The sequence below is a fragment of the Ensifer meliloti genome (genome assembly GCF_030064585.1).
GTDB lineage: Bacteria > Pseudomonadota > Alphaproteobacteria > Rhizobiales > Rhizobiaceae > Sinorhizobium > Sinorhizobium meliloti.
Genome location: NZ_CP120365.1, coordinates 178,855 through 202,799, shown reverse-complemented (window position 1 = coordinate 202,799; position 23,945 = coordinate 178,855). Strand labels below are relative to the sequence as shown.

The following is a 23,945-nucleotide window of genomic DNA, read 5'->3' as shown; positions in this document are numbered from 1 at the left end:
TTTCGGATACGCAAAGCTCCCCGCCCGCACCCGTCTGATCGACCGGCTGCGACCGAGCGCCGGCGAATCGACGCTTATGCGAGGTTCAAGCAACGCATTGTGGCGAAAATGCAACGGTGTTGCATCTCAGTCAAGCGCTACGCGAGCTGCGGTACACCGAGACCCCGAGTTCGCGGATCTTCTTGCGCAGCGTATTGCGGTTGAGACCCAGGAGGTCGGCCGCCTTGATCTGGTTGCCGCGAGTCGCCGTCAGAGCCGCGAGGATCAGAGGATATTCCATTTCCGCAAGGACGCGGTCGTAGAGGCCGGAGGGCGGTAAGGCATCGCCAAAGCTCGCGAAATACTGCCGCATGTTTTCCTCGACCGCCTGCGATATCGACAGCGAGCCCGAGCGCGCCGCGGCCTTCTCGATCGGGCTGTCCGGAATCTCCGAACGCAGTTCGTTCTCGATGATTTCGCGGGTAATGACATCCTGTGGATAAAGTGCCGTCAGACGGCGAACGAGGTTCTCGAGTTCGCGCACATTACCCGGCCAGGGATGCGCCTTCATCAATTCGAGCGCCTCCTGATCGAAGCGCTTGACGTCGAGCCCTTCCTTTTCGGCCTGCTGGACGAAATGGCGGACAAGGTCCGGAATGTCTTCGGCGCGGTCTCTCAGGGGCGGCAGACGCAGGGGCACGACATTGAGGCGATAGTAGAGGTCCTCGCGGAAAAGGCCCTGATTGATCGATTGTTTCAGATCCTTGTTGGTGGCAGCGACGATGCGGACATCCGAGCGGATCGGCGTGCGTCCGCCGACGGTCGTATACTCGCCCTGCTGCAGCACGCGCAGAAGACGCGTCTGCGCATCCATCGGCATGTCACCGATTTCGTCGAGGAAGAGCGTCCCCCCTTCGGCCTGCTCGAAGCGCCCGGTGGAGCGCGTCTGGGCGCCGGTGAAAGCCCCCTTCTCATGACCGAACAGTTCCGACTCGATGAGGTCGCGCGGGATCGCCGCCATGTTGATGGCGACGAAGGGGCCATTTCTCCGCTTGCCATAGTCGTGCAATGCACGGGCAACGAGTTCCTTGCCGGTGCCGGACTCGCCGGTGATCATCAGCGTGAGGTCGGTCTGCATCAGCCGCGCAAGCACGCGGTAGATTTCCTGCATGGCGGCGGAACGGCCGACCAGCGGCATCCCGTCCTGCGAATCGTCCTCGAGCTTGGAGGGCCGCCGCTTCGGTTCGGCGAGCGCCCGGCCGATGATGCCGATCAGTTCCGTCAGATCGAAAGGCTTCGGCAGATAGTCGTAAGCGCCCTTCTCCGAAGCCTTGATGGCTGTCATGAAGGTATTTTGAGCGCTCATCACGAGAACCGGCAGATCCGGCCGTGCCTTCTTGATCCGTGGCAGGAGATCGAAGGCGTTTTCATCCGGCATCACGACATCGGTCACGACCAGGTCGCCGTCGCCGGCTGCTATCCAGCGCCAGAGGGTTGCGGCATTGGAGGTGATGCGCACATCGTATCCGGCACGGCTGAGCGCCTGGTTCAGCACGGTGCGAATGGCTGCGTCGTCATCCGCGACGAGGATCGTTGCGCCCGTCATCCATTGGTTCCTTTTGTCATCGGAGTTTCTTCATCGGCCGCCAGCCCCTTGGATGCCGGCATGAGAACGCGGAAGGTCGTGCGGCTATGCTGGCTGTCGCATTCGACGATGCCGCCGTGGCCGCCGATGATCTTGGCCACCAGCGCCAAGCCGAGACCGGACCCGTTCGTCTTGGTGGTGATGAACGGGTCGAAAAGATGCGGCAGCAGATCGGGAGGAACTCCCGGACCGTTGTCATGCACGCAGAATTCCAGAGGCAGCGAGATCTTTTCGCGCGTTCCCGCGACCGAGAGGCGAATGCCCGGCCGATAGGCCGTCGTCAGCAGAATCTCCCCGTCCGCCCTGTCGCCGATCGCCTCGGCCGCATTCTTGATCAGATTCAGGAAGACCTGAACCAACTGGTCGCGGTTTGCGAAAACCGGGGGAAGCGACGGGTCGTAATGTTCCGAGATCTTGATTCTCCGGGCAAAGCCGGCCTTGGCGATCGCCTTGACGTGGTCGAGCACCGCATGGATGTTGAGCGGCAGGCGGTCGACCGGGCGCTCGTCGGAGAAGACCTCCATCCGGTCCACGAGCGAGACGATGCGGTCCGTTTCGTCGCAGATCAGTCTCGTCAGGGCGCGATCCTCGTCATTGACGGAGGTTTCCAGGAGCTGCGCGGCGCCGCGAATGCCCGAAAGCGGATTCTTGATCTCGTGGGCGAGCATCGAAGCAAGGCCGGTGACGGACCGCGCTGCGGCACGGTGGGTGAGCTGGCGGTCGATCTTGTCCGCCATGGACCGTTCCTGAAAGACGATCACCACCGATCCGGGTTGCGACAGTACCGGGGCCACATAGAGATCGACGAGCTTGTCGGCTCCAAGGCGAGGAGAGCTGAGGTCCACCCGGTACTCGTTGACCGCCGCCCGCCGCTCGCGAACCTGCTCGATCAGCGTCAGGAGCGGGCTGCCGAACGGAATGAAAGCGCTGATATCGTGGCGCGCAAGATGGTTGGCGCTGGCCCCGAAGAAGGATTCGGCCTCCCAGTTCGCAAAGGCGACGAAGCCGTTCTCGTCCACCAGGATGACCGGATTCTGGATCGCGTTCAGCACGGCCATGGAAAGATCGTTGGCACCTTCCACCGGTGCCGTTGCCTTCTCGGTCATGCCGCAATCTCCTCCCTCGCCGCCGCATCGCCGGAGCGAACAATGGCGGCTACCACGCTGTCGCGTACGAAACCCTTATCGGTCGATGTCAGAATCGCGGCTTTCTCCGAAGCGGGAAGCTCGGGCGCGAAACGATCGAGATACCAGCCCGCATGTTTGCGGGCGGTCCGCAGCCCGACCTCCACGCCGTAGAATTCGAGCATCATCTCGTAATGCTCCGCAAATATGCGGGCGACGCCCGACGCATCCGGGTGAGCAGCAGCGTCGGCGAGAACGCCAGCATGCCACGGCCGCCCCTGGCACGATCGACCGACCATGACGGCGTCCGCACCTGACCGGCGCAGGATCTCATGCGCATCCGCAACCGAATCCACATCGCCATTGGCAATCAGCGGGATGGAGACCACCTCGCGAACGGCCCGGATCGCATCCCAATCGGCCTTGCCGTTGTAGAATTGCATGCGTGTTCGTCCGTGAATGGTGATCGCCTTCACGCCTGCCTCCTCCGCCCTTCGGGCAATCAGCGGCGCATTGATCGAATTCTCATCCCAGCCGAGGCGCATCTTGAGCGTTACCGGGATCGTGGCTGCTTTGACCGTCGCTTCGATAAGCGAAAGCGCATGATCCGGATCGCGCATCAGCGCAGATCCGGAATAGCCGCCGGTGACCTTCTTCGCGGGACAGCCCATGTTGATATCGATGATATCGGCGCCATTGGCCTCGACGATCCTCGCCGCCTCGGCCATCCAGTGCGCTTCACGCCCGGCGAGTTGCACGATGTGCGGATCGATGCCGGAATTCTTCAGCCGCGCCCAGGATTCGGCGGCATTACCGACCAGTTCGCGGCTCGCCACCATCTCGGTCACGACGAACCCCGCGCCGAAACGCCAGGCAAGCATGCGAAAGGGCAGATCCGTCACGCCGGACATCGGCGCGAGCGCTACGCGATTGCGGATTTCGACATTCCCGATCAGAAGCGAGGGTGAAAAAGCCGTCGAGGGCAAATGCATATCTTTCAGGCACATGAAAATCTTGCACTATTTTTAGACATTGTTCTTCTGCTTGCCAAGCCTTTTCGACGCGCGGGACAAAATTCCTCGCATGGCTGGCCATGGCAGGACCTTCGCGGTACATCACGGCGAATATTGGCGAATGCGGGACCACATACAGAAGATGCAAGGCGAAGAACAGTTCTCCTGCGGCGTCGTGATCGTTGCGGCCGGCCGCGGCGAGCGCGCCGGCCAGTCGGCCGAGGGACCGAAGCAATACCGCACGATCGGTGATCGGCCCGTTATCGCCCATACGCTTGACATTTTCGCGACATGGCCCGGAGCGGGACCTGTCGTCGTCGTGATCCACCCCGATGACGAAGAGCTGTTCGCGGCGGCCCGCAAGCGGATGGCCGGGACCTTGGAGCTGACGGTGGTCCACGGCGGAGCGACGCGCCAGCTTTCGGTGCTCGCCGGGCTGGAAGCGGTCGCCGCTACGGGCGTGGAATACGTGATGATCCACGACGCGGTGCGCCCCTTTTTCGATCACACACTGCTCGATCGCTGCGGTGCGGCGCTTCGTGAGGGCGCCCAGGCCCTCCTGCCGGCAATTGCGGTCGCCGACACGCTGAAGCGTACGAAGGCGGCCGGCCTCGTTGCCGAGACCGTTCCGCGAACCGATCTCTACGCCGCACAGACGCCGCAGTGCTTCCGCCTCGAGCCGATCCTCTCCGCTCACCGGCGAGCGGCGGCAAGCGGCAGGTCCGACTTTACGGACGACGCCTCTATCGCCGAATGGGCCGGCATCCCCGTCCTTCTGGTGGAAGGAGCCGTGGACAATTTCAAGTTGACACTCCGGAGGGACCTGTCGATGGCAGACGAGAAACTGACCCGCATGGCCATTCCCGATGTGCGCACCGGCAACGGATATGACGTGCATCAACTCGTGGACGGCGACGGCGTCACCCTCTGTGGTGTCTTCATCCCCCACGACCGCAAACTCTCCGGCCATTCCGACGCGGACGTAGCCCTGCATGCCCTGACGGACGCCCTGCTCGCCACTTGCGGCGCCGGCGACATCGGCGACCACTTCCCGCCATCCGACCCGCAGTGGAAGGGCGCGCCTTCGCGCATCTTTCTCGAGCACGCTGCGCGGATCGTCCGCGAGCGCGGCGGCACTGTTACCAATGCCGACATATCGCTGATTGCCGAGGCGCCCAAGGTCGGGCCGCATCGTCAGCAGATGCGCGAAAACCTTGCGGCGATACTCGGTATTTCGCTCGACCGCTGTTCGATCAAGGCGACGACCAACGAGAAACTCGGCTTTGTCGGGCGGAACGAAGGAATTGCGGCGATCGCCACGGCGACCGTCGTCTATGCATCACGGAGCAAGCCCGATGTGGACGACCGATACTGAAGAGAAAGCGCGGGCCATAATCCAGGATTTCACCTCCCGCGGACTTAAACTGGCGACCGCGGAGTCCTGCACCGGCGGCTTGATCGCCGGCGCCTTGACGGAAATCGCAGGCTCGTCCTCCGTCGTCGACCGCGGCTTCGTCACCTATTCCAACGAAGCGAAGGTCGAGATGCTCGGCGTGAACCCCGCAACGCTTGCCGCACATGGCGCCGTCTCGCGTGAAACGGCGATGGAGATGGCGCGCGGCGCGGTTTTGCGCTCAGCCGCCGATATCGCCATAGCCGTCACGGGCATAGCCGGGCCGGGCGGCGGCTCCGCCGAGAAGCCCGTCGGCCTCGTTCACCTCGCCGCTGCCGCTCGCGACGGCGCGATGATTCACCGGGAAATGCGCTACGGCGACATCGGCCGGCCTGCGGTGCGGCTTGCCACCGTGCACACGGCGCTCGATCTGGTCGCAGAGCTGGCTCACGCTCCGTAGATCACATCCGCCCGCTTTTCGAATGCTTCGGAGAACATGCGGAAGGCGCGATCGAACATCGAGCCCATGAGCGCGCCCAGAAGGCGGCTCTTGAATTCATAGTCTATGCAGAAGTGTACGATCGACTGGCTTTCGTCCACGGGCTCGAAACGCCAGACATTGTCGAGGTACTTGAACGGACCCTCGATATAGTTGACGTCGATGATCCGCTCTTCCCGTTTGAGAAGCACCTGGGTCGTGAATGTTTCCCGGATCGCCTTGTAGCCGACCGTCATGTCGGCAAGCAGCAGCACCTTGCCGTCGCGCTCCTTGCGCGAGCGTACGCTCAGCGCTTCGCAAAGGGGCAGGAACTCCGGATAACGCTCGACATCGGCAACGAGAGCGAACATCTGCTCGGCCGAGTGCTTGACGACGTGGTTGGTTTCGAAATGCGGCATGAATTTGAGTTAAGGCCCCAGCGCCGGAAGATCAAGGAGGCGGCGCATTTGTGCCCGGCTTGTTGCGGCAGACTGCTCATGCGAACGATATTCGACCTTGATGCTATATGTTCGCATGGCGCCCTATGCTGGCAAAGGAATTCGCCTTTCGTAACTCACCGCGTTTCCTCTATTCTGCGCGAGCTTCCTTTCGCACGAGATATTATGGACGAAGAGCAACAACTCGAAATTCTGTCGCCGGTCACCGATCTTGGCTTTGTCCGAATCCTCTTGGCCGACCTGCATGACGAGCTGCCTTCAAAGGTTGCTCGGTTCCGCCAATTGGCGGACCTCTCGACGTCCCTCGGCGCAAACGGCACGATGTTCACCGGAGGCGAGACGACATATCTTGCTTGGACAGAAGCCAGATCGAGCTTCGTTCATGGAAACTACATCGCGACCGTGATGTTATGCCAAGGGCTTGCAGAACATCTTTTGGCATCATACCTGGAACTCGGAATTGACGGGGAACAACTGCCGCCAAGGGTCAAATTTCCTATTACCCTCGAACGATGCTTGAGCCGGGGGATCATCGTCGACGCCGACGTCAAAGATCTTCAACGTCTCATGAAATTGCGCAACCCACTGTCGCATTATAGGAATATTGATGATCCCTCGAACTTGACGCACCGAGCCCTCGAAAATCAATCGCCAGCCGCCGACCACGTTAGGGGTGACGCAAGCTTTGCCTTGTCGGTAGCGGTCCGATTGCTTTCGCTGCCGGCATTCAGGGTCGATAAATGAGCGCCTCATGCGCGTCCTGCTCAAGTGATTGGTGCGCCGCACTTGTTGAATTTGGCAGCATGTCGCGAATGCCCCTCATCCGCCTGCCGGCACCTTCTCCCCATTATGATGGGGAGAAGGGACTCGCCGAGCCGTCCCGATCCTCATCGGGTAAACGAGTGCGGGGTGTTGCCACGGGTTCCCTTCGCCCCGCCTGCGGGGAGAAGGTGGCCGGCAGGCCGGATGAGGGGCGGAAGCAGGCGGACTACTCCGCCGCAGCCAGCTTCCTTTCGCGCGCCGCCTTCAGCCTTGCGAAGTCGTCGCCGGCATGGTGGGACGAGCGGGTCAGCGGGCTTGAGGAAACCATCAGGAAGCCCTTGGTGTAGGCGACCGTCTCGTAGGACTTGAATTCTTCCGGAGTGACGAATTTCTCGACCTTGTGATGCTTGCGGCTCGGCTGCAGATATTGGCCGATCGTCAGGAAATCGACATCGGCGGTACGCAGGTCGTCCATCAGCTGCAGCACTTCGTTGCGCTCCTCGCCGAGGCCGACCATGATGCCCGACTTGGTGAACATTGTGGGGTCGAGTTCCTTCACGCGCTGCAGAAGCCGGATCGAATGGAAATAGCGCGCGCCCGGCCGGACCGTCAGGTAGTTGGACGGAACCGTTTCGAGATTGTGGTTGAAAACGTCCGGCTTGGCGGCCACGACACGCTCCAGCGCGCCGGGCTTGCGGAGGAAATCGGGCGTCAGGATTTCGATCGTGGTTTCCGGCGAGGCTTCCCGGATCGCGAAGATGACCTTCTCGAAATGCTCGGCGCCGCCGTCGTCGAGGTCGTCGCGGTCGACTGAGGTGATGACGACATGGCTCAGGCCCATCTGCTTCACCGCCTTGGCGACATTTGCGGGCTCGTCCAGATCGAGGGCATTGGGCTTGCCGGTCGCGACGTTGCAGAAGGCACAGGCACGCGTGCAGATCTCGCCCATGATCATGAACGTCGCGTGCTTCTTGTCCCAGCACTCGCCGATGTTCGGGCATCCGGCTTCCTCGCAGACCGTAACGAGCTTGTGGCTCTTCACGATCGAGCGGGTCTCCTGGTATCCCTTCGAGGTCGGTGCCTTCACACGGATCCAGTCCGGCTTGCGCAGGACCTCGGTGTCGGGCCGGTGGGCCTTTTCCGGGTGGCGAACACGCTGCGCCCGATCCGAGACGGCGTCGAAAACCGTTACCATGTGTCTTCCTTCATAGTGACGGGCAAGCGGCAGCAAGGCCGCCCGCACCTTGTCGCCTTATATAAACAGCCGGACATGAAAAGTCAGGCCACCATTTGCATGGCAGCCTGACGGCAAACGAATGGTGAATGGCCCTACCCTCGAACGGCGCGGCCCGCCGCGATCAACAGGCATGCGCCGATGAATCCGATGATGAGATAGGCGATCCAGCCGGTGTAAGCCATGCCCAGGGCCGCGAGAATGAAATTCAATACCACGGCGCCGATAATGCCGAGGATGATGTTCGCGAACAGCCCCATCTGGCTGTTCATGAATTTTTCCGCCAACCAGCCGGCAAGCCCGCCGATGATGATCGCCGCCAGGATACCTACGCCATTCAAGCTCATGAGAACCTCCCCGCATTGTAGATGCCATGCAATCAATGCGTGAAAAAGCCGAAAGTTCCGGACGGCCGCGCGTCATCAGGCGTTCAATACTCTGCCGTAGGCATCGAGCACGCTTTCCTTCATCATCTCCGAAAGGGTCGGGTGCGGGAACACCGTGTGCATCAGTTCCTCTTCGGTCGTCTCCAGGTTCATGGCGACGACGAAGCCCTGGATGAGTTCCGTCACTTCGGCCCCTACCATGTGCGCGCCGATCAGTTCGCCGGTCTTCTTGTCGAAGATGGTCTTGATCAGGCCCTGGTCTTCGCCGAGCGCGATCGCCTTGCCGTTTGCGCCGAAGCTGTATCGGCCGACGCGGATGTCGCGGCCGAGTTCCTTGGCCTTCGCTTCCGTGAGGCCCACGGAGGCGACCTGCGGGTCGCAATAGGTGCAGCCCGGGATCTTGCCCTTGTCGAGCGCGTGCACGCCGGGAACCCCGGCAATCTTCTCGACGCAGATGACGCCCTCATGCTCGGCCTTGTGCGCCAGCATCGGCGGCCCGGCGACGTCGCCGATCGCATAGATGCCCGCGACATTGGTCTTTCCGTAGCCATCGGTGACGATGCAGCCGCGGTCGGTCTTCACGCCGAGAGCCTCGAGGCCGAGGTTCTCGATGTTGCCCTGAACGCCGACGGCGGAGATCAGACGGTCCGCCTTGATCGGCGTGACCTTGCCGTCCTTCGTCTCAACATGCGCCGTGACGTCGTTCGCGCCCTTCTCGACCTTCGTCACCTTGGCATCGGTGATGATCTTCAGGCCGCGCTTTTCGAGCTGCTTACGGGCGAAAGTGGAAATTTCCGCATCCTCCACCGGCATGATCTGCGGCAGCAGTTCGACGACGGTCACGTCGACGCCCATCGTGCGGTAGAAGCTCGCGAATTCGATGCCGATCGCGCCGGAGCCCATGACGAGCAGCGACTTCGGGAATTCCTCCGGCTTCATCGCCTCGAAATACGTCCAGATCAGCTTGCCGTCCGGCTCGATGCCGGGGAGCGCGCGCGGGCGCGCGCCGGTTGCGACGATGATGTGCTTGGCCGTATAGGTCCCCTCTCCCTTGACGCCCTTCGGAACCGGGTTCTGCGGCTGGACGGCTGGCTTGGACGGCGCGCCGACGACGATCTCGCCGGGTTTGGTGAGCTTCGCCTCACCCCAGATCACGTCCACCTTGTTCTTCTTCATCAGGAAGGCGACGCCGCCGTTCAGCCGCGCAGAGACGCCGCGCGAGCGGGCAACGACATCCTTGACGTTGGCGGTGATCTTGCCTTCGAGGGTCAGGCCGTAGTTCTTGGCATGGTTGGCATGGTCGAGAATTTCGGCGGAGCGCAGCAGCGCCTTGGTCGGAATGCAGCCCCAGTTGAGGCAGATCCCGCCCAGATGCTCCCGCTCGACGATCGCCGTCTTCAAGCCCAGCTGCGCCGAACGAATGGCGGTCACGTATCCGCCCGGACCCGAACCGACAACGATAACGTCGTAATTCTCAGCCATGTTTTTCCTACCTTTGGTCAAGCGGCGTTGCGGGTGAAAAGCACCCAGTCGTGTTTTCTGCTGTCTTCGAAAAGCGGCACGGCCCCGGCGCGCGCCACCTCCTCGAAGCCGTTCAGCCTGTAAAGCGCCTGCGCCGTTTCATTGTGGCTTTCGGTGATCAGGCTCACCGGCGCCTGCCCGGCGCGGGAAAACTCGTTCTCGAGCAGAGCGCGGCCTATGCCTTTACCGCGGTAATGGCGGTAAACGCCGAGGCTATCGATGAACCAGTGACCGACCACCTCCTTCTGCAGGAAAAGCAAGGGCGCAAGCACGGGATGTTTCGGCTCGATCTCGAGGATCGATGCATCGATGCCGTAGGAAACCGACACGCCGACGATCTCGTCTCCGATTTCGGCCACCACCGCATTGCGCCACGTACCGGGCCCGGCATCCCGACGCAGCACGTTGCGGCCATGCTCGAAGGCGGTTTCCGCGGATTTGCTCAGAACGCCGCCGTACCAGAGCCAGGCGGCAAAGCCGTGTGAGGCGATGTCGATCAGGATCGCAAGTTCCGCTGCCTCGCTTCGCTTAGCAGGCCTGAGGGTCGCGCCAGCCGTCATCGTCAAAGCCCGAGCATCATCCGCACGACAGGCTCCAACCCTCTGCCGACCGCCCGGGTGTTCTCCGCGTCGAGGTGGACACCGTCGATCGGCGTCGTCCTGGCCACCGATCCGCCGTCGAAGAAGCCGCAGTCGAGCTCGTCGGCGAGATCGCGATAAAGCGGCGCCAGCATTGCGGATTGCTCGACCCCGCCCGCGAACATGGCGGCAAAGGCGCTGTTGGCCGTCTCGCAGAGCGGCGGCGGCGAGACGATGAGAATCTCGGGCCCCTCCTCCGTTTCCGTCGGCCAGTCGTGCCTGCGCACCAGATTGACGAGGCGCTCGATGCCCTTCACCGCGCCGAAAGCGGTGCCGTGAATGATCGGCTTCATGTCGTTCGAGCCGAGCATGAACACGATGAGATCGAGTGGCGCGTGGGTGTGCAGGACCGTCGGGAGGACACGCGCGCCGTTCCGGTCGCAATCGGCGAGATGGTCGTCATAGGCGGTCGTCCGCCCGTTCAGCCCTTCGGCGATGACATGCGCGTCCGAACCGAGCGCCTTCTGCAGCACGCTCGGCCAACGGTCCTCCAGCGCATGCCGGCCGGAACCGGTTGCATCGTATCCCCAGGTCAGACTGTCACCGTAGCAAAGGACTGTCTTCATCTGCCTACTCGCTTTTCATGGGGAAAGGACCGGCCGGGAAGCCGGTCCGGATCGCATCAGACGAGCATACCCATCGGGTTTTCGATGTAGCGCTTGAAGGCGGCGAGCAGTTCGGCGCCGAGCGCGCCATCGACGCAGCGATGGTCGGTCGAAAGCGTGACGGTCATCACATTGGCGATGACCATTTCCTTGTTCCTGACGACGACACGGTCCTCGCCGGCGCCGACCGCGAGGATCGTCGCGTGCGGCGGATTGACGACGGCGGCGAAGTCCTTGACGCCCATCATGCCCATATTGGAGACGGCCGTGGTGCCGCCCTGATATTCTTCCGGCTTCAGCTTGCGCTCCTTCGCGCGCTTGCCGAGATCCTTCATCTCGTTGGAGATCGCCGAGAGGCTCTTCAACTCCGCCTGGCGGACGATGGGCGTGATCAGGCCGCCGGGAATGGAGACGGCCACGCCGACGTCCGCGTGCTTGTGCTTGACCATGTTCTGATCGGTCCAGGACACATTCGCATCCGGAACGTCGCGCAGCGCCAGAGCAAGCGCCTTGATCACCATGTCGTTCACGGAAAGCTTGTAGACCGGCTTACCATCCTTTTCAGGTGCTGCGGCATTCAGCTGGGCGCGCAGCGCCATAAGCGCGTCGAGCTCGCAATCGACCGAAACATAGAAATGCGGGATCGTCTGCTTCGATTCGACGAGGCGCTTGGCGATCGTCTTGCGCATGCCGTCATGCGGCACGAGTTCGTAGGAGCCCGGCTCGAAGAGCTTGAGGACGGCGTCCTCCGACATGCCCTTAGCGAGCGTCGCCGGGGCCGGAGCTGCTGCCGGCGCGGCGGCGGGCTTGGCGGCGCCACCGGAAACGGCTGTCTCGACGTCCTTCTTGACGACGCGGCCATGCGGTCCGGAACCGGCGATCGCCGAAAGGTCGATGCCTGCCTCCTTCGCGAGGCGGCGTGCCAGCGGCGACGAAAAGATGCGCTTGCCTTCGCCATCGGCGGGCGCAGGAGAAGCCGGAGCAGCAGCTTGCGGTGCCGGCGCTGCGGCGGGTGCCGGAGCCGCGGCCGGTGCCGTTTCGGCCGTTTCCTTCGGCTTCGGTGCCGGGGCTGCTCCCGCTGCACCGTTGCCGCCCTTGGCGGCAGTCGCGACGTCTTCGCCCTCGGCGGCGAGAACCGCGATCAGCGCATTGACCTTGACGCCTTCGGTGCCGGCGGGAACGACGATCTTGGCGACCGTGCCCTCATCGACGGCTTCCACTTCCATCGTCGCCTTGTCGGTCTCGATCTCGGCGATCACATCGCCGGACTTGACCTTGTCGCCTTCCTTGACCAGCCACTTGGCCAGATTGCCTTCTTCCATGGTCGGAGAGAGGGCCGGCATGGTGATGTTGATTGGCATCGAACGACCCCCTTATTTGTAGCAGACGGCTTTCACCGCATCGACGACTTCCGCGACATTCGGCAGAGCAAGCTTTTCAAGGTTGGCCGCGTAAGGCATCGGCACGTCCTTGCCGGCGATCGTCAGAATCGGCGCATCGAGATAGTCGAAGGCCTGCTGCATGACGCGGGTGGCGATCTCGGTGCCGACGGAGGACTGAGGATATCCTTCCTCGACGGTGACGAGGCGGCCGGTCTTCTTGACGGACTCGATGACGGTCGGCAGGTCCATCGGCCGGATCGTGCGAAGGTCGATGATCTCGACGTCGATACCCTGCGCCTCGAGTTCCGCCGCGGCCTTGATCGCATAGGTCATGCCGATGCCGAAGGAGACGAGCGTCGCGTCCTTGCCGGTACGATGGATGCGTGCCTTGCCGATCGGCAGCACGAAATCGTCGAGCTTCGGCACTTCGAAGGACTGGCCGTAAAGGATCTCGTTTTCGAGGAAGATCACCGGGTTCGGATCGCGGATGGCGGCCTTGAGCAGCCCCTTCGCGTCCGCCGCCGTATAGGGCATGACGACCTTCAGGCCCGGAATGTGGCTGTACCAGGCGGCATAGCACTGGGAGTGCTGCGCGGCGACGCGGGCTGCAGCACCGCTCGGACCGCGGAAGACGATCGGCGCGCCCATCTGGCCGCCGGACATATAGAGCGTCTTGGCGGCCGAGTTGATGATCTGGTCGATCGCCTGCATGGCGAAGTTGAACGTCATGAACTCGACGATCGGGCGCAGACCCGTCATCGCTGCGCCGACGCCGACGCCGGCAAAGCCATGTTCCGTGATCGGCGTGTCGACCACGCGGCGCGCACCGAATTCCTGCAACAGGCCCTGCGTGACCTTGTAGGCGCCCTGGTATTCGGCGACCTCTTCGCCCATGACGAAGACGTCCTCATTGGCGCGCATCTCTTCGGCCATCGCGTCGCGAAGCGCTTCGCGGACGGTCATCGTCGCCATTTCGGTTCCGGCCGGAATTGCCGGGTCGGAAGGAACGTCCGCCTTGGGCTGCGCCGCCACGGGCGCCGCGGAAGCAGCCGGTGCTTCAGCCGCGGCCGGCTTAGGCGCTTCCGCTTTCGGGGCTTCGGATTTCATGGAATCGATGTCGCTTGCGGCTTCGCCATCCTGCAACAGCACGGCGATCGGCGTGTTCACCTTCACACCCTCGGTGCCGGCTGCGATCAGCAGCTTGCCGATCGTGCCTTCGTCTACCGCTTCCACTTCCATCGTGGCCTTGTCGGTTTCGATTTCCGCGATGACATCGCCGGAGGACACCTTGTCCCCCTCGTTCTTCAGCCACTTGGAGAGCGTGCCTTCCTCCATGGTCGGGGAAAGGGCAGGCATAAGGATTTCTACAGGCATGTTTGTCCCTCCCCGGATCAAAGCAGGATATCGGTATAGAGCTCGGAGACATCCGGCTCCGGATCAGACTGGGCGAAATCGGCACTGTCCGCAACGATGTCGCGAACCTCCTTGTCGATCTGCTTCAGTTCGTCCTCGGTGGCCCAGCCCTTATCCGTCAGGCGGGCCTTCACCTGCTCGATCGGATCATGCTCCGAACGCATCTTCTGCACTTCATCCTTCGAGCGATACTTCGCCGGATCGGACATGGAATGGCCGCGATAGCGGTAGGTCAGCATTTCGAGGATGATGGGGCCCTTGCCGGAACGGCAATGTTCGACCGCCTCGTCGGCTGCGGCCTTGACGGCGCGGACATCCATGCCGTCGACCTGATAGCCGGGAATGCCGAAGGAAGCGCCGCGCTGGGAGAAATCGGTCTGCGCCGATGCCCGCGACACGGAGGTACCCATGGCATAACGGTTGTTCTCGACGATGTAGATCACCGGCAGTTTCCAGAGAGCGGCCATGTTGAAGCTCTCATAGACCTGACCCTGGTTGGCGGCACCGTCGCCGAAATAGGCGAGGCTTACATTGTCGTTGCCGCGGTACCTGTTGGCGAAAGCGAGGCCGGTCCCGAGCGAGACCTGTGCACCGACGATGCCGTGACCGCCATAGAAATGCTTTTCCTTGGAGAACATGTGCATAGAGCCGCCCTTCCCCTTGGAAAGACCGCCACGGCGCCCGGTGAGCTCCGCCATCACGCCGCGCGCACTCATGCCGCAGGCGAGCATATGGCCATGGTCGCGATAGCCGGTGATGACCTGGTCGCCCTCTTTCAGCGCCAGCTGCATCCCGACGACGACGGCTTCCTGACCGATATAGAGGTGACAGAAACCACCGATGAATCCCATGCCGTAGAGCTGGCCGGCCTTTTCCTCGAAACGCCGGATCAACAGCATTTCCCGGTAGGCCTTGAGATCGTCTTCCTTGGAGAATTCGGCGATCGTGCCGCCGGCAAAATCTTTCTTGGCCGGCTTGGCAGCGGTCTTGCGGCTGGAAACGGACGCGGATTTTCGCGGAGCCATTCGTTCCTCCCAATGGTTAGCCTTTGGCGGCTACCATAGGGAAAGAAAAGCGCGGCAGCAATGCCATATTTGCATGGCTATTATTCGCGCCAACCATTTGAAATTTAACGTCTTTTTTAATTTAACCTATTTTCAGTTAATTCGCTGGGTGGTGGAAAATAACGATCTCGTCGCTGCGCGACATGTTGAGCGCGAGGCGAGCCTTCTCATCGAGCATGTCTCTCTCCAGCGAACCGTCGCTCATCAGCTCGACTTCCTTTTCCAGGATTTTTCGCGTCTGAGTGAGCTCGTCCAGCCGTGCCTGCCGCTCGGCAATCTGGCGGTCGAACTCCTTCGTCGCCTCCAGACCATAGCCGCCATGGATCGAATGATAGCCGAAATAGGAAAGGAAGGCGACCGCCAGCAACGGCACCACCAATCGCCCCAGTCTTCGCTTCTTGTGATGCCGTGTCCACATCGCTCATGCCCTGAATTGAGTTGGAGCGGGCTGCAGGAGAAACTGCAAACCATAGTCCCGCGCCCGCTCCAATACGCAGTACGAATATGAAGACTAGCGTCGATTGATTAACCGACGGTTGACCATGAATAATTTGCGAATGGAGAGGGAATTCGGAGGACGGAGTGCCGTCGGCCGGCCATCGGCAATGAAATCGCGGCGGCCCCTCATCCGCCTGCCGGCACCTTCTCCCCGCAAGCGGGGCGAAGGGACTCGTAGCGCCGCCGCTTGTCCCTTCTCCCCGTCAGAACGCTACGGCATGCACATATCTCTTGTTGTCCAGCCCTTCGCGGACTTACTCCGGAGTGGCGGCATCTGTATTTCCAGCAGTGGCGAGGCTTGCGGATGGGTCCTTGGGATCAAACCCGTATGCGCTAACATTGGCATTAGCGGTCACCCGCCCCTCATCCGCCTGCCGGCACCTTGCATAAGAAATGTTGTAAAGGATTCGGTATGCCTTTGGCCGGGCGGCCGCCCGGCCAAAGGCGCCGACCGTCGGATCGCCGGCACCAGAACCTTTGGGGGTTACGGAGAAGCAGGATCGCGGTCGGTTCCTCATCGTGGCCCGAATGGTTGCTGGAACAACCTGGTTCGTATGCAAGGCAGGGACGACAAGGATGACCGAGATTAGCATGAAAGCGGCCGGTATTGATACCGGGAAGATATGGCTTGATGTCGCCACCTACCCGGTGAGCGACAAACAGAAAGTGCCCAACAACGCCGACGGCTGGCAGACTCTGGCTGACTGGCTCGAGCGGCAGGGGATCGGACGGGTCGGGATCGAAGCGTCCGGCGGATATGAGCGCGACGTGATTGCGTATCTGCATCAGAGAGGCTTTGAGGTCGTCCTGCTGCAGCCGCGGCAAGTGCGCGCTTTCGGCCTCTATAAGCTGCGCCGAGCCAAGAACGACCAGCTCGACGCCGCGCTGATCGCCGAGTGCGCTGCCCGTTCGGATGCGCGATGCCATGCGCCGGATAGCCGGCTGATCGCGTTTGGCGAATGGCTGCTGTTCATCGAGCAGATCGAAGCCGATATAGCCTGCCTCAAGACCCGCCGCGAGCGTTTCACCGACAGGCGGATCCTCGAGGAGATCGATCGTTCCATCGGTGAGCTCAAGAGCCGTTGCAAAGCCCAGCTCGCGCTGTTGCAGGCCGCTGTCCGCGAGCATGACGATCTCGCCCGGAAGCTTGATCTGATCGAAAGCATCGACGGCATCGGCATCCGTACGGCACTCACCCTGGTCATTCTGATGCCCGAACTCGGCAGGGTCGACCGTGAGGAGATCGCCGCGCTGACCGGCGTGGCGCCTTATGACGACCAGAGCGGCAAGCGTGAAGGCGAGCGCCATATCGCCGGCGGACGGGCGCGCGTCCGCAGGGCCCTGTTCAATGCCGCCTTACCGGCGTCGCAGCGCTGGAACGAGACGCTGGTTGAGCTCTACGATCGTCTCACCGCAAAAGGCAAATCCCACAAAGCGGCGCTCATCGCCTGCGTCCGCAAACTCATCATCTTCGCCAACACCGTCGTCAAGCGCCAAACCCCATGGACGAAAAGCGCGCCACAACAAAATTCTTGCGCTTAGTCTAATGGTTGCGCTTCTCCCCGCAGGCGGGGAGAAGGGACAAGCGGCGCCGACTGAACCCCGCATTCACCGCCCGCCCGCCCGAGGGAGCGAGCGGGCGCGGCATATCCCTTCTCCCCGCCTGCGGGGAGAAGGTGGCGGCAGCCGGTTGAGGGGCAATCCCGACCGAGCGGGGTTGAGGCGGTTGGGTTCCCGAGGGATCCCTTTCATGAGCAGTATCCGCCGCACCGGCACGCAAGAGATATGTGCATGCCGTAGCGTTTTAGACGGGGAGAAGGTCGCGGCAGGCGGATGAGAGGCGGAAAACTACCCCCGCCCCGCCTTCAATCATCCACGCAGGACCGAGCCTCCGGCATATTGCGCCTGCGGGCCGAGTTGTTCTTCGATACGGATCAACTGGTTGTACTTGGCGAGCCGGTCGGAACGTGCGAGCGAGCCGGTCTTGATCTGACCGCAATTGGTGGCGACCGCGAGGTCGGCAATCGTCGAATCCTCGGTCTCGCCGGAGCGGTGCGACATGACGGCGGTATAACGCGCCTTGTGCGCGGTCTCGACCGCATCGAGCGTTTCCGAAAGCGATCCGATCTGGTTGACCTTGACGAGAATTGAGTTCGCGACGCCCATCTTGATGCCGTCGCGCAGGCGCGCAGAATTGGTGACGAACAGGTCGTCGCCGACAAGCTGGCACTTGTTGCCGACGAGGTCGGTCAGGGATTTCCAGCCGTCCCAATCGTCTTCAGCCATGCCGTCCTCGATCGAGATGATCGGATATTTGCCCGCGAGCTCGGCGAGATACTCGGCCATGGCGCCAGGCTCAAGCGTACGGCCCTCACCCTCGAGCACGTATTTGCCGTCCTTGAAGAATTCGGTCGAAGCGCAGTCGAGGGCGACATACATGTCCTCGCCAGGTTTGTAACCGGCCTTCTCGATCGACTTCATGATGAAGTCGAGGGCTGCAGGCGCCGAGGCGAGGCCCGGCGCAAAGCCGCCTTCGTCGCCGACATTGGTGTTGTGGCCATCCGCGGCGAGCTGCTTCTTCAGCGTGTGGAAGACTTCCGAACCCATGCGGACGGCGTCCTTGAGGGTCTCGGCGCCGACCGGCATGATCATGAATTCCTGGAAGTCGATCGGATTGTCGGCGTGCGCGCCGCCATTGATGATGTTCATCATCGGAACGGGCAGGAGATGCGCGTTCGGGCCGCCGACATAGCGGTAGAGCGGCAGGCCGGAGGTTTCCGCAGCGGCCTTCGCGACGGCAAGCGAAACGCCGAGAATGGCGTTGGCGCCGAGGCGCGACTTGTTCGGCGTGCCGTCGAGCTCGATCATGGTACGGTCGATCTGGATCTGGTTTTCAGCGTCGAGGCCGCCGATCGCCTCGAATATCTCGCCGTTCACCGCATCGACGGCGCGCTCGACGCCCTTGCCGAGATAACGCGTGCCGCCATCGCGCAGCTCAACCGCCTCATGCGCACCGGTGGAGGCGCCCGAGGGAACCGCCGCGCGACCGAAACTGCCATCCTCGAGATGAACATCGACCTCGACGGTCGGGTTGCCGCGGCTGTCGAGGATCTCTCGGCCGATGATGTCGATGATTGCAGTCATGATCTCTTCCCTTGTGGACGATGATGATGGTCGGCCTGTCTTAATTCACGGCCTTGAAATTACAATGGCGCCGGGATCGCAAAATCCGGACCGCCGGGCCGCTTCATGAAAAATTCACGAAGCGCGGCACCGGCTCACGCTTTCGCAACGGCGTCAAAGGCGAGCAGTTTCTCAAGCAGCCGCGGCATGTCCTTCAGCGGCACCATGTTAGGACCGTCGGAGGGAGCATTGTCGGGATCCTCATGGGTCTCGACAAAGACACCGGCGACACCGACGGCGACGGCCGCACGCGCCAATGTCTCGACGAACTCACGCTGGCCGCCGGTGGAGCCTCCCTGGCCGCCCGGCTGCTGGACGGAATGGGTCGCATCGAAGACCACCGGAGCGCCGAGTGCCGCCATGATCGGCAGCGAGCGCATGTCGGAGACCAGCGTGTTATAGCCGAAGGAAGCGCCGCGCTCGCAGAGAAGCACGTTCGGGTTGCCGCTCTCGGTGAACTTGGCAAGGACGTTCTTCATGTCCCAGGGGGCGAGGAACTGGCCCTTCTTGACGTTGATCGTCCGCCCCGTCTTGGCGGCGGCGACGAGCAGATCCGTCTGCCGTGACAGAAAGGCCGGGATCTGCAGGATGTCGACGGTCTCGGCCACGGCAGCGCATTGCTCTTCCGTATGGATATCGGTCAGCACCGGAAAACCGAACTCCCGCTTGAGGTCGGCGAAGACCTCCATCGCCTTGTCGAGCCCGATGCCGCGTTTGCCGGAAAGCGAGGTGCGGTTCGCCTTGTCGAACGAAGATTTATAGACGAGTCCGAGCCCGAGCGATCTGCAGAGCTCGACGAGCTCCCCCGCAATCATGAAGGCGTGTTCGCGGCTCTCCATCTGGCAGGGTCCGGCGATCAGCGTCAGCCGTTCCTTCTGCGAGAACACCACCTGGCCGGCACCTTCGCCGACGACGACCCTTGAATTGGTTTCCATCATCATCCTCCAAAGGCGAAGACTACACCCTGACCCGGCGCTTCCGGAACAATGAGGCGTCCGCCCATTTCTGCGAATTCGATATCGTTCTGCGCGAACAGCGCCCGCGTGGCCTCCAGATCGCTCACGCGGAAGACCACGGCGCGACCCCGCAAGCCGCGCTCTGCACCCTCGATCGAGCGACCGAAGAATGCCTCCACGCCGGCCGGGGTCAGGACGTTGATTTTGGCACTGCCTGCCTGGATGTCCATGCCGAAGGAATGGGCCGAGACCTCGCGCTCGTCCACGGCTTCCTGCAGAAGATACTGGAAATCCGTCGGGTTCTGCTCCGAAAGCACGACCTCGGCAATGCCGAGCACGCCGTTTCCATGGCGGTGAAGCGAGCTGCTGTCGACCGGCAGCGCACGCAGGCGCTGGCAGGCAAAAAGGAAAAAGTCCGGCGAACGCAGGTCCGCGGCAAAGGAAAGCCGGAAGGAACCGAGCCCTTCGCGCCCGTCGGGCAGCCGCAAAGGCCGTGAGAATTCGAGCATTTCGCCGCCGGAGATGCCGCGCGAGCGGAAACGGATGTGATCTTCGGCAGCGTCCGGCGTCCCGAGCACGACGGCCGACAGGCCCTCCGCCCCCTGGCGAAAACGAAACGCCTGGTCACGCGCCACGAAGGCGTTGCCTTCAAGCGCGGCTGCCTCGCATTCCTCCCGCGAAGCGACCGCGAGCGGCTCCAGATAGGTGTCGTCCGAGAAGAAGACGCAGGCATTTGCGGTGCCGAAGGGGTGGCGCGCCTCATCGGCAACCGTGAAGCCGAGCGCCGCCAGGCGCTGCCTCGTCCGCGCGAGATCGGCCACCGGCAGCACGAGATGATCGAGCGGGCGGGCGGTTCGCTTGGATTGGCTCATGGCGGATTCCCTGATGACCGGTTTGCCGCTGTTTGCAACTTTTGACCGCCGATTGCAAGCGCGGCGGCGGGGCGCCCGGCACCGTGACCGGAAATGCGAACGGCCGCCTCTTGCAGGCGGCCGCAGAAGTGATTGCCCGTTCGGTGATCCGGCTACACAAGCCGGGACTGTTCGAGCGCCGCCTCGATGAAGCTCGAAAAGAGCGGGTGCGGATCGAGCGGACGCGACTTCAGTTCCGGATGGTACTGAACGCCGATGAACCAGGGATGGTCGGGATACTCGATCGTCTCCGGCAGAACGCCGTCCGGGGACATGCCGGAGAAAACCAGGCCACAGGATTCCAGTCGGCTCTTGTAATCGACATTGACCTCGTAGCGGTGGCGGTGACGCTCGGAAATATCGGGCGATCCATAGATCCCGGCGATCTTCGTGTCGGGCTTCAACGCTGCGCGATAGGCGCCGAGGCGCATGGTGCCGCCGAGATCGCCCGCGGCGGACCGCTTCTCGAGTTCATTGCCCTTCACCCACTCGGTCATCAGACCGACGACCGGCTCCTTGGTCGGGCCGAATTCCGTCGAAGACGCCTTTTCGATACCGGCGAGATTGCGCGCCGCTTCGACGACCGCCATCTGCATGCCGAAGCAGATGCCGAAATAGGGCACCTTGCGCTCGCGGGCAAAGCGCGCCGCATTGATCTTGCCTTCCGAGCCGCGTTCGCCGAAGCCGCCCGGAACGAGAATGCCGTGGACCTTTTCCAGATAGGGCGCCGGGTCCTCCTTTTCGAAGACTTCCGACTCGATCCACTCGAGCTTGACCTTGACGCGATTGGCGATGCCGCCGTGGTAGAGCGCCTCGATCAGCGACTTATAGGCATCCTTCAGGCCGGTATATTTGCCGACGATCGCGATCGTCACCTCGCCTTCCGGCGTGCGGATCCGGTGCGCCACATCTTCCCAGGCTTCCATGCGCGGCTTCGGCGCCGGCTCGATGCCGAAGGCGGCAAGCACTTCGTTGTCGAGCCCTTCCTTGTGATAGGCGATCGGCACGTCATAGATCGAAGCGACGTCGAGCGCCTGGATGACCGCGGACTGGCGGACATTGCAGAAGAGCGACAGCTTGCGGCGTTCCGCTTCCGGGATTTCCCGGTCGGCGCGCACGAGCAGGATGTCCGGATGAATGCCGAGCGCCTGCAGTTCTTTGACGGAATGCTGGGTCGGCTTGGTCTTCAGCTCGCCCGCGGCCGGAATGTAGGGCATCAGCGTCAAATGGACATAGACGGCGGTGCCGCGCGGCAGATCGTTGCCGAGCTGGCGGATCGCCTCCATGAAGGGCATCGCCTCGATATCGCCGACCGTGCCGCCGATTTCGCAGATGACGAAATCGTAGTCCTCATTGCCTTCGGTGACGAAGTTCTTGATTTCATTTGTGACGTGCGGGATCACCTGGACCGTCGCGCCGAGATAGTCGCCGCGCCGCTCCTTGTCGATGATGTTCTTGTAGATCCGGCCCGTGGTGATGTTGTCGGTCTTGGTCGCCGAGCGCCCCGTGAAACGCTCGTAGTGCCCGAGATCGAGGTCCGTTTCCGCGCCGTCGTCGGTGACGAACACCTCGCCGTGCTGGGTGGGGCTCATGGTGCCCGGATCGACGTTCAGGTAGGGATCGAGCTTGCGCAGCCTCACACGGTAGCCACGCGCCTGCAGCAACGCTCCAAGAGCGGCCGCAGCGATGCCTTTTCCGAGGGAGGAGACCACGCCGCCAGTGATGAATACATATCGCGCCATGGGAGTCACCGGATACCTTTTCACAAACGATTCCGCCACCGAAAAATTCGTCTTTCAGAATTTTCCGTGCGGAATGGCAGATTTCACACAAAACAAAACCGGCGGATGAAGGCATCCGCCGGCAGATCTTCTGATTTGCGGCCTTACTGACCGCTCGGAACCTGCGATCCCGTATTGCCGTTGGCGCCATCAGCCGGGGCTGCGGGGGCCGGAGCGGCAGGTGCGGCACCTGCCGGGGCCTGAGGCGCGGCAGTGCCACCTGCCGGTGCGGCGTTGTTGGCGCCGTTGCCATTGGCCGGAGCCTCGGTGTTTCCGCCGGCCGGTGCGGGCTGACCGCCACCGAGCGAATCGAGTACCCCGCCGCTCGAGCTCGTTCCCGGGATTCGATCGAGAATGTCGGTCGCCTGCGGCTCGTAGCGCGACAGGATGCCCATCGCCAGCGCCAGGGCGAAGAAAAGGAAGGCCAGAACCGCGGTCGTTCGGGTCAGCGCATTGGCCGTGCCACGCGCGGACATGAAGCCCGAGCCGCCGCCGATCCCGAGACCGCCGCCTTCGGAACGCTGAATGAGAACGACGCCGATCAGGGCGACGACCACCATGAGATAGATGACGAGTAGTACGGTCTGCATCAGCTTCCAGTCCTGCCCTCTGCGGGGCATGCGAATCGAACGACGCCGGCCTCACCGTGGGGCCGCGTCAAATTTGGCGCCTCTTTATACCAAGCCGCCAGCTATTCCAAGTCCCGCGGCAATCAGGCAGTCAATTCTTCATAGGCCCTGTAGATGGCGAGGAAATCATCGGCTTTCAAGCTCGCGCCGCCGATCAGGGCGCCGTCGACATTGGCAACGCCCATGAGTTCTTTCGCATTCGAAGGCTTGACGGAACCTCCATAGAGGATCCGCATCTTGCCGCCTTCCGCGCCGAAGCGCGAGACGAGCTCGCGGCGCATGAAGGCGTGCGCCTCCTCGACGTCGGACACGGTGGGCGTCAGGCCGGTGCCGATCGCCCACACGGGTTCGTAGGCGATCACCGTATTTTCGGCCGTCGCCTGATCCGGCAGGCTCTCGGCGAGCTGGCGCTTCAGAATATGGAGCGTCCGGCCGGCCTTGCGCTCCTCTTCCGTCTCACCGACGCAAACGATCGCGACGAGATCCGCGCCATGCGCGGCCTCCGTCTTGGCACGCACCAGTGCGTCGCCTTCGCCATGATCGGTGCGCCGTTCGGAATGGCCGACGATCACATGCGTGCCGAAACAATCGGCGACCATTTCAGCCGAGACTTCGCCGGTATGGGCTCCCGACTGCTTCTGGTGGCAGTCCTGCGCCCCGATCATCAAAGGGCTGTCGTCGCAAAGCGCGGTCGCAACGTAAAGCAATGTGGCCGGCGGGCAGATCAAGGCGTCAACCCTCGCGGAAAGGTCGCCTTTGACGCCCTCCGCCATTGCCTTGATCTGGTCCAGAGACGCACGTGTTCCATTCATCTTCCAGTTGCCGGCGACGAGCGGGCGGATATCGGGCGTCATGGGATCTCCTCCAGATCAGGTCTCTTCGTCTCGGCAAG

The 23,945-nt window shown here is 62.5% G+C and carries 23 protein-coding genes; 4 read left to right on the top strand and 19 right to left on the bottom strand.

Annotated elements, in window-relative coordinates; translation table 11 throughout:
- Window positions 1–130: 130 nt before the first annotated feature.
- From ntrC to dusB, 3 genes are read right to left on the bottom strand one after another with little or no spacing between them, the layout of a single operon-like run.
- Window positions 131–1,585 (bottom strand): nitrogen regulation protein NR(I), encoded by a 1,455-nt coding sequence (gene ntrC, locus PZL22_RS08080; protein WP_003535443.1) that lies wholly within the window; start codon window positions 1,583–1,585, stop codon window positions 131–133.
- Window positions 1,582–2,730: a two-component system sensor histidine kinase NtrB gene (locus PZL22_RS08075; protein WP_003535444.1), complete on the bottom strand. Its 1,149-nt coding sequence runs from the start codon at window positions 2,728–2,730 to the stop codon at window positions 1,582–1,584. Before PZL22_RS08075 ends, ntrC begins: the two co-directional genes overlap by 4 nt.
- Window positions 2,727–3,755: a tRNA dihydrouridine synthase DusB gene (gene dusB / locus PZL22_RS08070; protein WP_003535446.1), complete on the bottom strand. Its 1,029-nt coding sequence runs from the start codon at window positions 3,753–3,755 to the stop codon at window positions 2,727–2,729. The genes PZL22_RS08075 and dusB overlap by 4 nt, the downstream gene beginning before the upstream one ends.
- A gap of 148 nt (window positions 3,756–3,903) precedes the next feature.
- On the opposite strand from dusB, the gene PZL22_RS08065 reads away from it, so the two are divergent.
- A complete protein-coding gene (locus PZL22_RS08065) occupies window positions 3,904–5,136 on the top strand; it encodes a bifunctional 2-C-methyl-D-erythritol 4-phosphate cytidylyltransferase/2-C-methyl-D-erythritol 2,4-cyclodiphosphate synthase (protein WP_324280305.1) in 1,233 nt (410 codons plus the stop codon).
- The gene (locus tag PZL22_RS08060; RefSeq protein WP_003535450.1) at window positions 5,117–5,614 is read left to right on the top strand and encodes a CinA family protein; all 498 of its coding nucleotides are present in this window, start codon (window positions 5,117–5,119) and stop codon (window positions 5,612–5,614) included. The genes PZL22_RS08065 and PZL22_RS08060 overlap by 20 nt, the downstream gene beginning before the upstream one ends.
- Here PZL22_RS08060 and PZL22_RS08055 read toward each other — a convergent pair.
- Window positions 5,602–6,051, bottom strand: coding sequence for a type II toxin-antitoxin system RatA family toxin (locus PZL22_RS08055; RefSeq protein WP_003535455.1), 450 nt, complete (start codon window positions 6,049–6,051; stop codon window positions 5,602–5,604). The genes PZL22_RS08060 and PZL22_RS08055 overlap by 13 nt on opposite strands.
- 204 nt (window positions 6,052–6,255) lie before the next feature.
- Here PZL22_RS08055 and PZL22_RS08050 point away from each other — a divergent pair, with 204 nt between their 5' ends.
- On the top strand, window positions 6,256–6,834 hold the full coding sequence (locus PZL22_RS08050; RefSeq protein WP_003535456.1) for a hypothetical protein: 579 nt from the start codon (window positions 6,256–6,258) through the stop codon (window positions 6,832–6,834).
- A 244-nt stretch (window positions 6,835–7,078) separates the two neighbouring features.
- Here PZL22_RS08050 and lipA read toward each other — a convergent pair whose 3' ends face one another.
- The 9 genes from lipA to PZL22_RS08005 all read right to left on the bottom strand — a co-directional run bounded on the left by lipA (window position 7,079) and on the right by PZL22_RS08005 (window position 15,513).
- Entirely contained in the window at window positions 7,079–8,047 is a 969-nt protein-coding gene (gene lipA, locus PZL22_RS08045; protein WP_003535457.1) for a lipoyl synthase, read from the bottom strand.
- Between the two features lie 134 nt (window positions 8,048–8,181).
- Window positions 8,182–8,433: a GlsB/YeaQ/YmgE family stress response membrane protein gene (locus PZL22_RS08040; RefSeq protein WP_003535458.1), complete on the bottom strand. Its 252-nt coding sequence runs from the start codon at window positions 8,431–8,433 to the stop codon at window positions 8,182–8,184.
- Window positions 8,434–8,508: 75 nt separating this feature from the next.
- On the bottom strand, window positions 8,509–9,954 hold the full coding sequence (gene lpdA, locus PZL22_RS08035; protein ID WP_003535459.1) for a dihydrolipoyl dehydrogenase: 1,446 nt from the start codon (window positions 9,952–9,954) through the stop codon (window positions 8,509–8,511).
- Between the two features lie 17 nt (window positions 9,955–9,971).
- Window positions 9,972–10,553, bottom strand: coding sequence for a GNAT family N-acetyltransferase (locus PZL22_RS08030; protein WP_013844313.1), 582 nt, complete (start codon window positions 10,551–10,553; stop codon window positions 9,972–9,974).
- Window positions 10,554–10,555: 2 nt separating this feature from the next.
- Window positions 10,556–11,197 (bottom strand): SGNH/GDSL hydrolase family protein, encoded by a 642-nt coding sequence (locus tag PZL22_RS08025; protein ID WP_003535461.1) that lies wholly within the window; start codon window positions 11,195–11,197, stop codon window positions 10,556–10,558.
- Window positions 11,198–11,253: 56 nt separating this feature from the next.
- Window positions 11,254–12,597 (bottom strand): pyruvate dehydrogenase complex dihydrolipoamide acetyltransferase, encoded by a 1,344-nt coding sequence (locus tag PZL22_RS08020; RefSeq protein ID WP_003535462.1) that lies wholly within the window; start codon window positions 12,595–12,597, stop codon window positions 11,254–11,256.
- Between the two features lie 12 nt (window positions 12,598–12,609).
- Window positions 12,610–13,992, bottom strand: coding sequence for a pyruvate dehydrogenase complex E1 component subunit beta (locus PZL22_RS08015; protein WP_003535463.1), 1,383 nt, complete (start codon window positions 13,990–13,992; stop codon window positions 12,610–12,612).
- 17 nt (window positions 13,993–14,009) lie between these two features.
- A complete protein-coding gene (gene pdhA, locus PZL22_RS08010) occupies window positions 14,010–15,056 on the bottom strand; it encodes a pyruvate dehydrogenase (acetyl-transferring) E1 component subunit alpha (protein ID WP_003535472.1) in 1,047 nt (348 codons plus the stop codon).
- A 136-nt stretch (window positions 15,057–15,192) separates the two neighbouring features.
- Window positions 15,193–15,513 carry an FtsB family cell division protein gene (locus PZL22_RS08005; RefSeq protein WP_013844312.1) on the bottom strand — a complete coding sequence of 107 codons (321 nt, stop codon included), beginning with the start codon at window positions 15,511–15,513 and terminating at the stop codon, window positions 15,193–15,195.
- A gap of 656 nt (window positions 15,514–16,169) precedes the next feature.
- Between PZL22_RS08005 and PZL22_RS08000 the strand changes: the two genes are divergently transcribed.
- The gene (locus tag PZL22_RS08000) at window positions 16,170–17,135 is read left to right on the top strand and encodes an IS110 family RNA-guided transposase (protein WP_013844028.1); all 966 of its coding nucleotides are present in this window, start codon (window positions 16,170–16,172) and stop codon (window positions 17,133–17,135) included.
- Between the two features lie 327 nt (window positions 17,136–17,462).
- Here PZL22_RS08000 and eno read toward each other — a convergent pair whose 3' ends face one another.
- The 6 genes from eno to tpiA all read right to left on the bottom strand — a co-directional run bounded on the left by eno (window position 17,463) and on the right by tpiA (window position 23,907).
- Window positions 17,463–18,737, bottom strand: coding sequence for a phosphopyruvate hydratase (gene eno / locus PZL22_RS07995; RefSeq protein ID WP_003534744.1), 1,275 nt, complete (start codon window positions 18,735–18,737; stop codon window positions 17,463–17,465).
- Between the two features lie 134 nt (window positions 18,738–18,871).
- Window positions 18,872–19,714 (bottom strand): 3-deoxy-8-phosphooctulonate synthase, encoded by an 843-nt coding sequence (kdsA, locus tag PZL22_RS07990; protein ID WP_003534735.1) that lies wholly within the window; start codon window positions 19,712–19,714, stop codon window positions 18,872–18,874.
- Window positions 19,714–20,604 (bottom strand): VOC family protein, encoded by an 891-nt coding sequence (locus tag PZL22_RS07985; protein WP_003534734.1) that lies wholly within the window; start codon window positions 20,602–20,604, stop codon window positions 19,714–19,716. The genes kdsA and PZL22_RS07985 overlap by 1 nt, the downstream gene beginning before the upstream one ends.
- Window positions 20,605–20,756: 152 nt before the next feature.
- On the bottom strand, window positions 20,757–22,394 hold the full coding sequence (pyrG, locus tag PZL22_RS07980) for a CTP synthase (protein ID WP_162098018.1): 1,638 nt from the start codon (window positions 22,392–22,394) through the stop codon (window positions 20,757–20,759).
- Between the two features lie 134 nt (window positions 22,395–22,528).
- Window positions 22,529–23,014: a preprotein translocase subunit SecG gene (gene secG, locus PZL22_RS07975; RefSeq protein WP_003534731.1), complete on the bottom strand. Its 486-nt coding sequence runs from the start codon at window positions 23,012–23,014 to the stop codon at window positions 22,529–22,531.
- A gap of 122 nt (window positions 23,015–23,136) precedes the next feature.
- Complete coding sequence (gene tpiA, locus PZL22_RS07970) at window positions 23,137–23,907, bottom strand: triose-phosphate isomerase (RefSeq protein WP_003534730.1); 771 nt, start codon at window positions 23,905–23,907, stop codon at window positions 23,137–23,139.
- Window positions 23,908–23,945 lie beyond the last annotated feature (38 nt).

Excerpts from the sequence above, each read along its gene's own strand:
- ntrC (WP_003535443.1), bottom strand. The coding sequence starts at position 1,585 with ATGACGGGCGCAACGATCCTCGTCGCGGATGACGACGCAGCCATTCGC.
- PZL22_RS08075 (WP_003535444.1), bottom strand. The coding sequence starts at position 2,730 with ATGACCGAGAAGGCAACGGCACCGGTGGAAGGTGCCAACGATCTTTCC.
- dusB (WP_003535446.1), bottom strand. The coding sequence starts at position 3,755 with ATGTGCCTGAAAGATATGCATTTGCCCTCGACGGCTTTTTCACCCTCG.
- PZL22_RS08065 (WP_324280305.1), top strand. The coding sequence starts at position 3,904 with ATGCAAGGCGAAGAACAGTTCTCCTGCGGCGTCGTGATCGTTGCGGCC.
- PZL22_RS08060 (WP_003535450.1), top strand. The coding sequence starts at position 5,117 with ATGTGGACGACCGATACTGAAGAGAAAGCGCGGGCCATAATCCAGGAT.
- PZL22_RS08055 (WP_003535455.1), bottom strand. The coding sequence starts at position 6,051 with ATGCCGCATTTCGAAACCAACCACGTCGTCAAGCACTCGGCCGAGCAG.
- PZL22_RS08050 (WP_003535456.1), top strand. The coding sequence starts at position 6,256 with ATGGACGAAGAGCAACAACTCGAAATTCTGTCGCCGGTCACCGATCTT.
- lipA (WP_003535457.1), bottom strand. The coding sequence starts at position 8,047 with ATGGTAACGGTTTTCGACGCCGTCTCGGATCGGGCGCAGCGTGTTCGC.
- PZL22_RS08040 (WP_003535458.1), bottom strand. The coding sequence starts at position 8,433 with ATGAGCTTGAATGGCGTAGGTATCCTGGCGGCGATCATCATCGGCGGG.
- lpdA (WP_003535459.1), bottom strand. The coding sequence starts at position 9,954 with ATGGCTGAGAATTACGACGTTATCGTTGTCGGTTCGGGTCCGGGCGGA.
- PZL22_RS08030 (WP_013844313.1), bottom strand. The coding sequence starts at position 10,553 with ATGACGGCTGGCGCGACCCTCAGGCCTGCTAAGCGAAGCGAGGCAGCG.
- PZL22_RS08025 (WP_003535461.1), bottom strand. The coding sequence starts at position 11,197 with ATGAAGACAGTCCTTTGCTACGGTGACAGTCTGACCTGGGGATACGAT.
- PZL22_RS08020 (WP_003535462.1), bottom strand. The coding sequence starts at position 12,597 with ATGCCAATCAACATCACCATGCCGGCCCTCTCTCCGACCATGGAAGAA.
- PZL22_RS08015 (WP_003535463.1), bottom strand. The coding sequence starts at position 13,992 with ATGCCTGTAGAAATCCTTATGCCTGCCCTTTCCCCGACCATGGAGGAA.
- pdhA (WP_003535472.1), bottom strand. The coding sequence starts at position 15,056 with ATGGCTCCGCGAAAATCCGCGTCCGTTTCCAGCCGCAAGACCGCTGCC.
- PZL22_RS08005 (WP_013844312.1), bottom strand. The coding sequence starts at position 15,513 with ATGTGGACACGGCATCACAAGAAGCGAAGACTGGGGCGATTGGTGGTG.
- PZL22_RS08000 (WP_013844028.1), top strand. The coding sequence starts at position 16,170 with ATGACCGAGATTAGCATGAAAGCGGCCGGTATTGATACCGGGAAGATA.
- eno (WP_003534744.1), bottom strand. The coding sequence starts at position 18,737 with ATGACTGCAATCATCGACATCATCGGCCGAGAGATCCTCGACAGCCGC.
- kdsA (WP_003534735.1), bottom strand. The coding sequence starts at position 19,714 with ATGATGGAAACCAATTCAAGGGTCGTCGTCGGCGAAGGTGCCGGCCAG.
- PZL22_RS07985 (WP_003534734.1), bottom strand. The coding sequence starts at position 20,604 with ATGAGCCAATCCAAGCGAACCGCCCGCCCGCTCGATCATCTCGTGCTG.
- secG (WP_003534731.1), bottom strand. The coding sequence starts at position 23,014 with ATGCAGACCGTACTACTCGTCATCTATCTCATGGTGGTCGTCGCCCTG.
- tpiA (WP_003534730.1), bottom strand. The coding sequence starts at position 23,907 with ATGACGCCCGATATCCGCCCGCTCGTCGCCGGCAACTGGAAGATGAAT.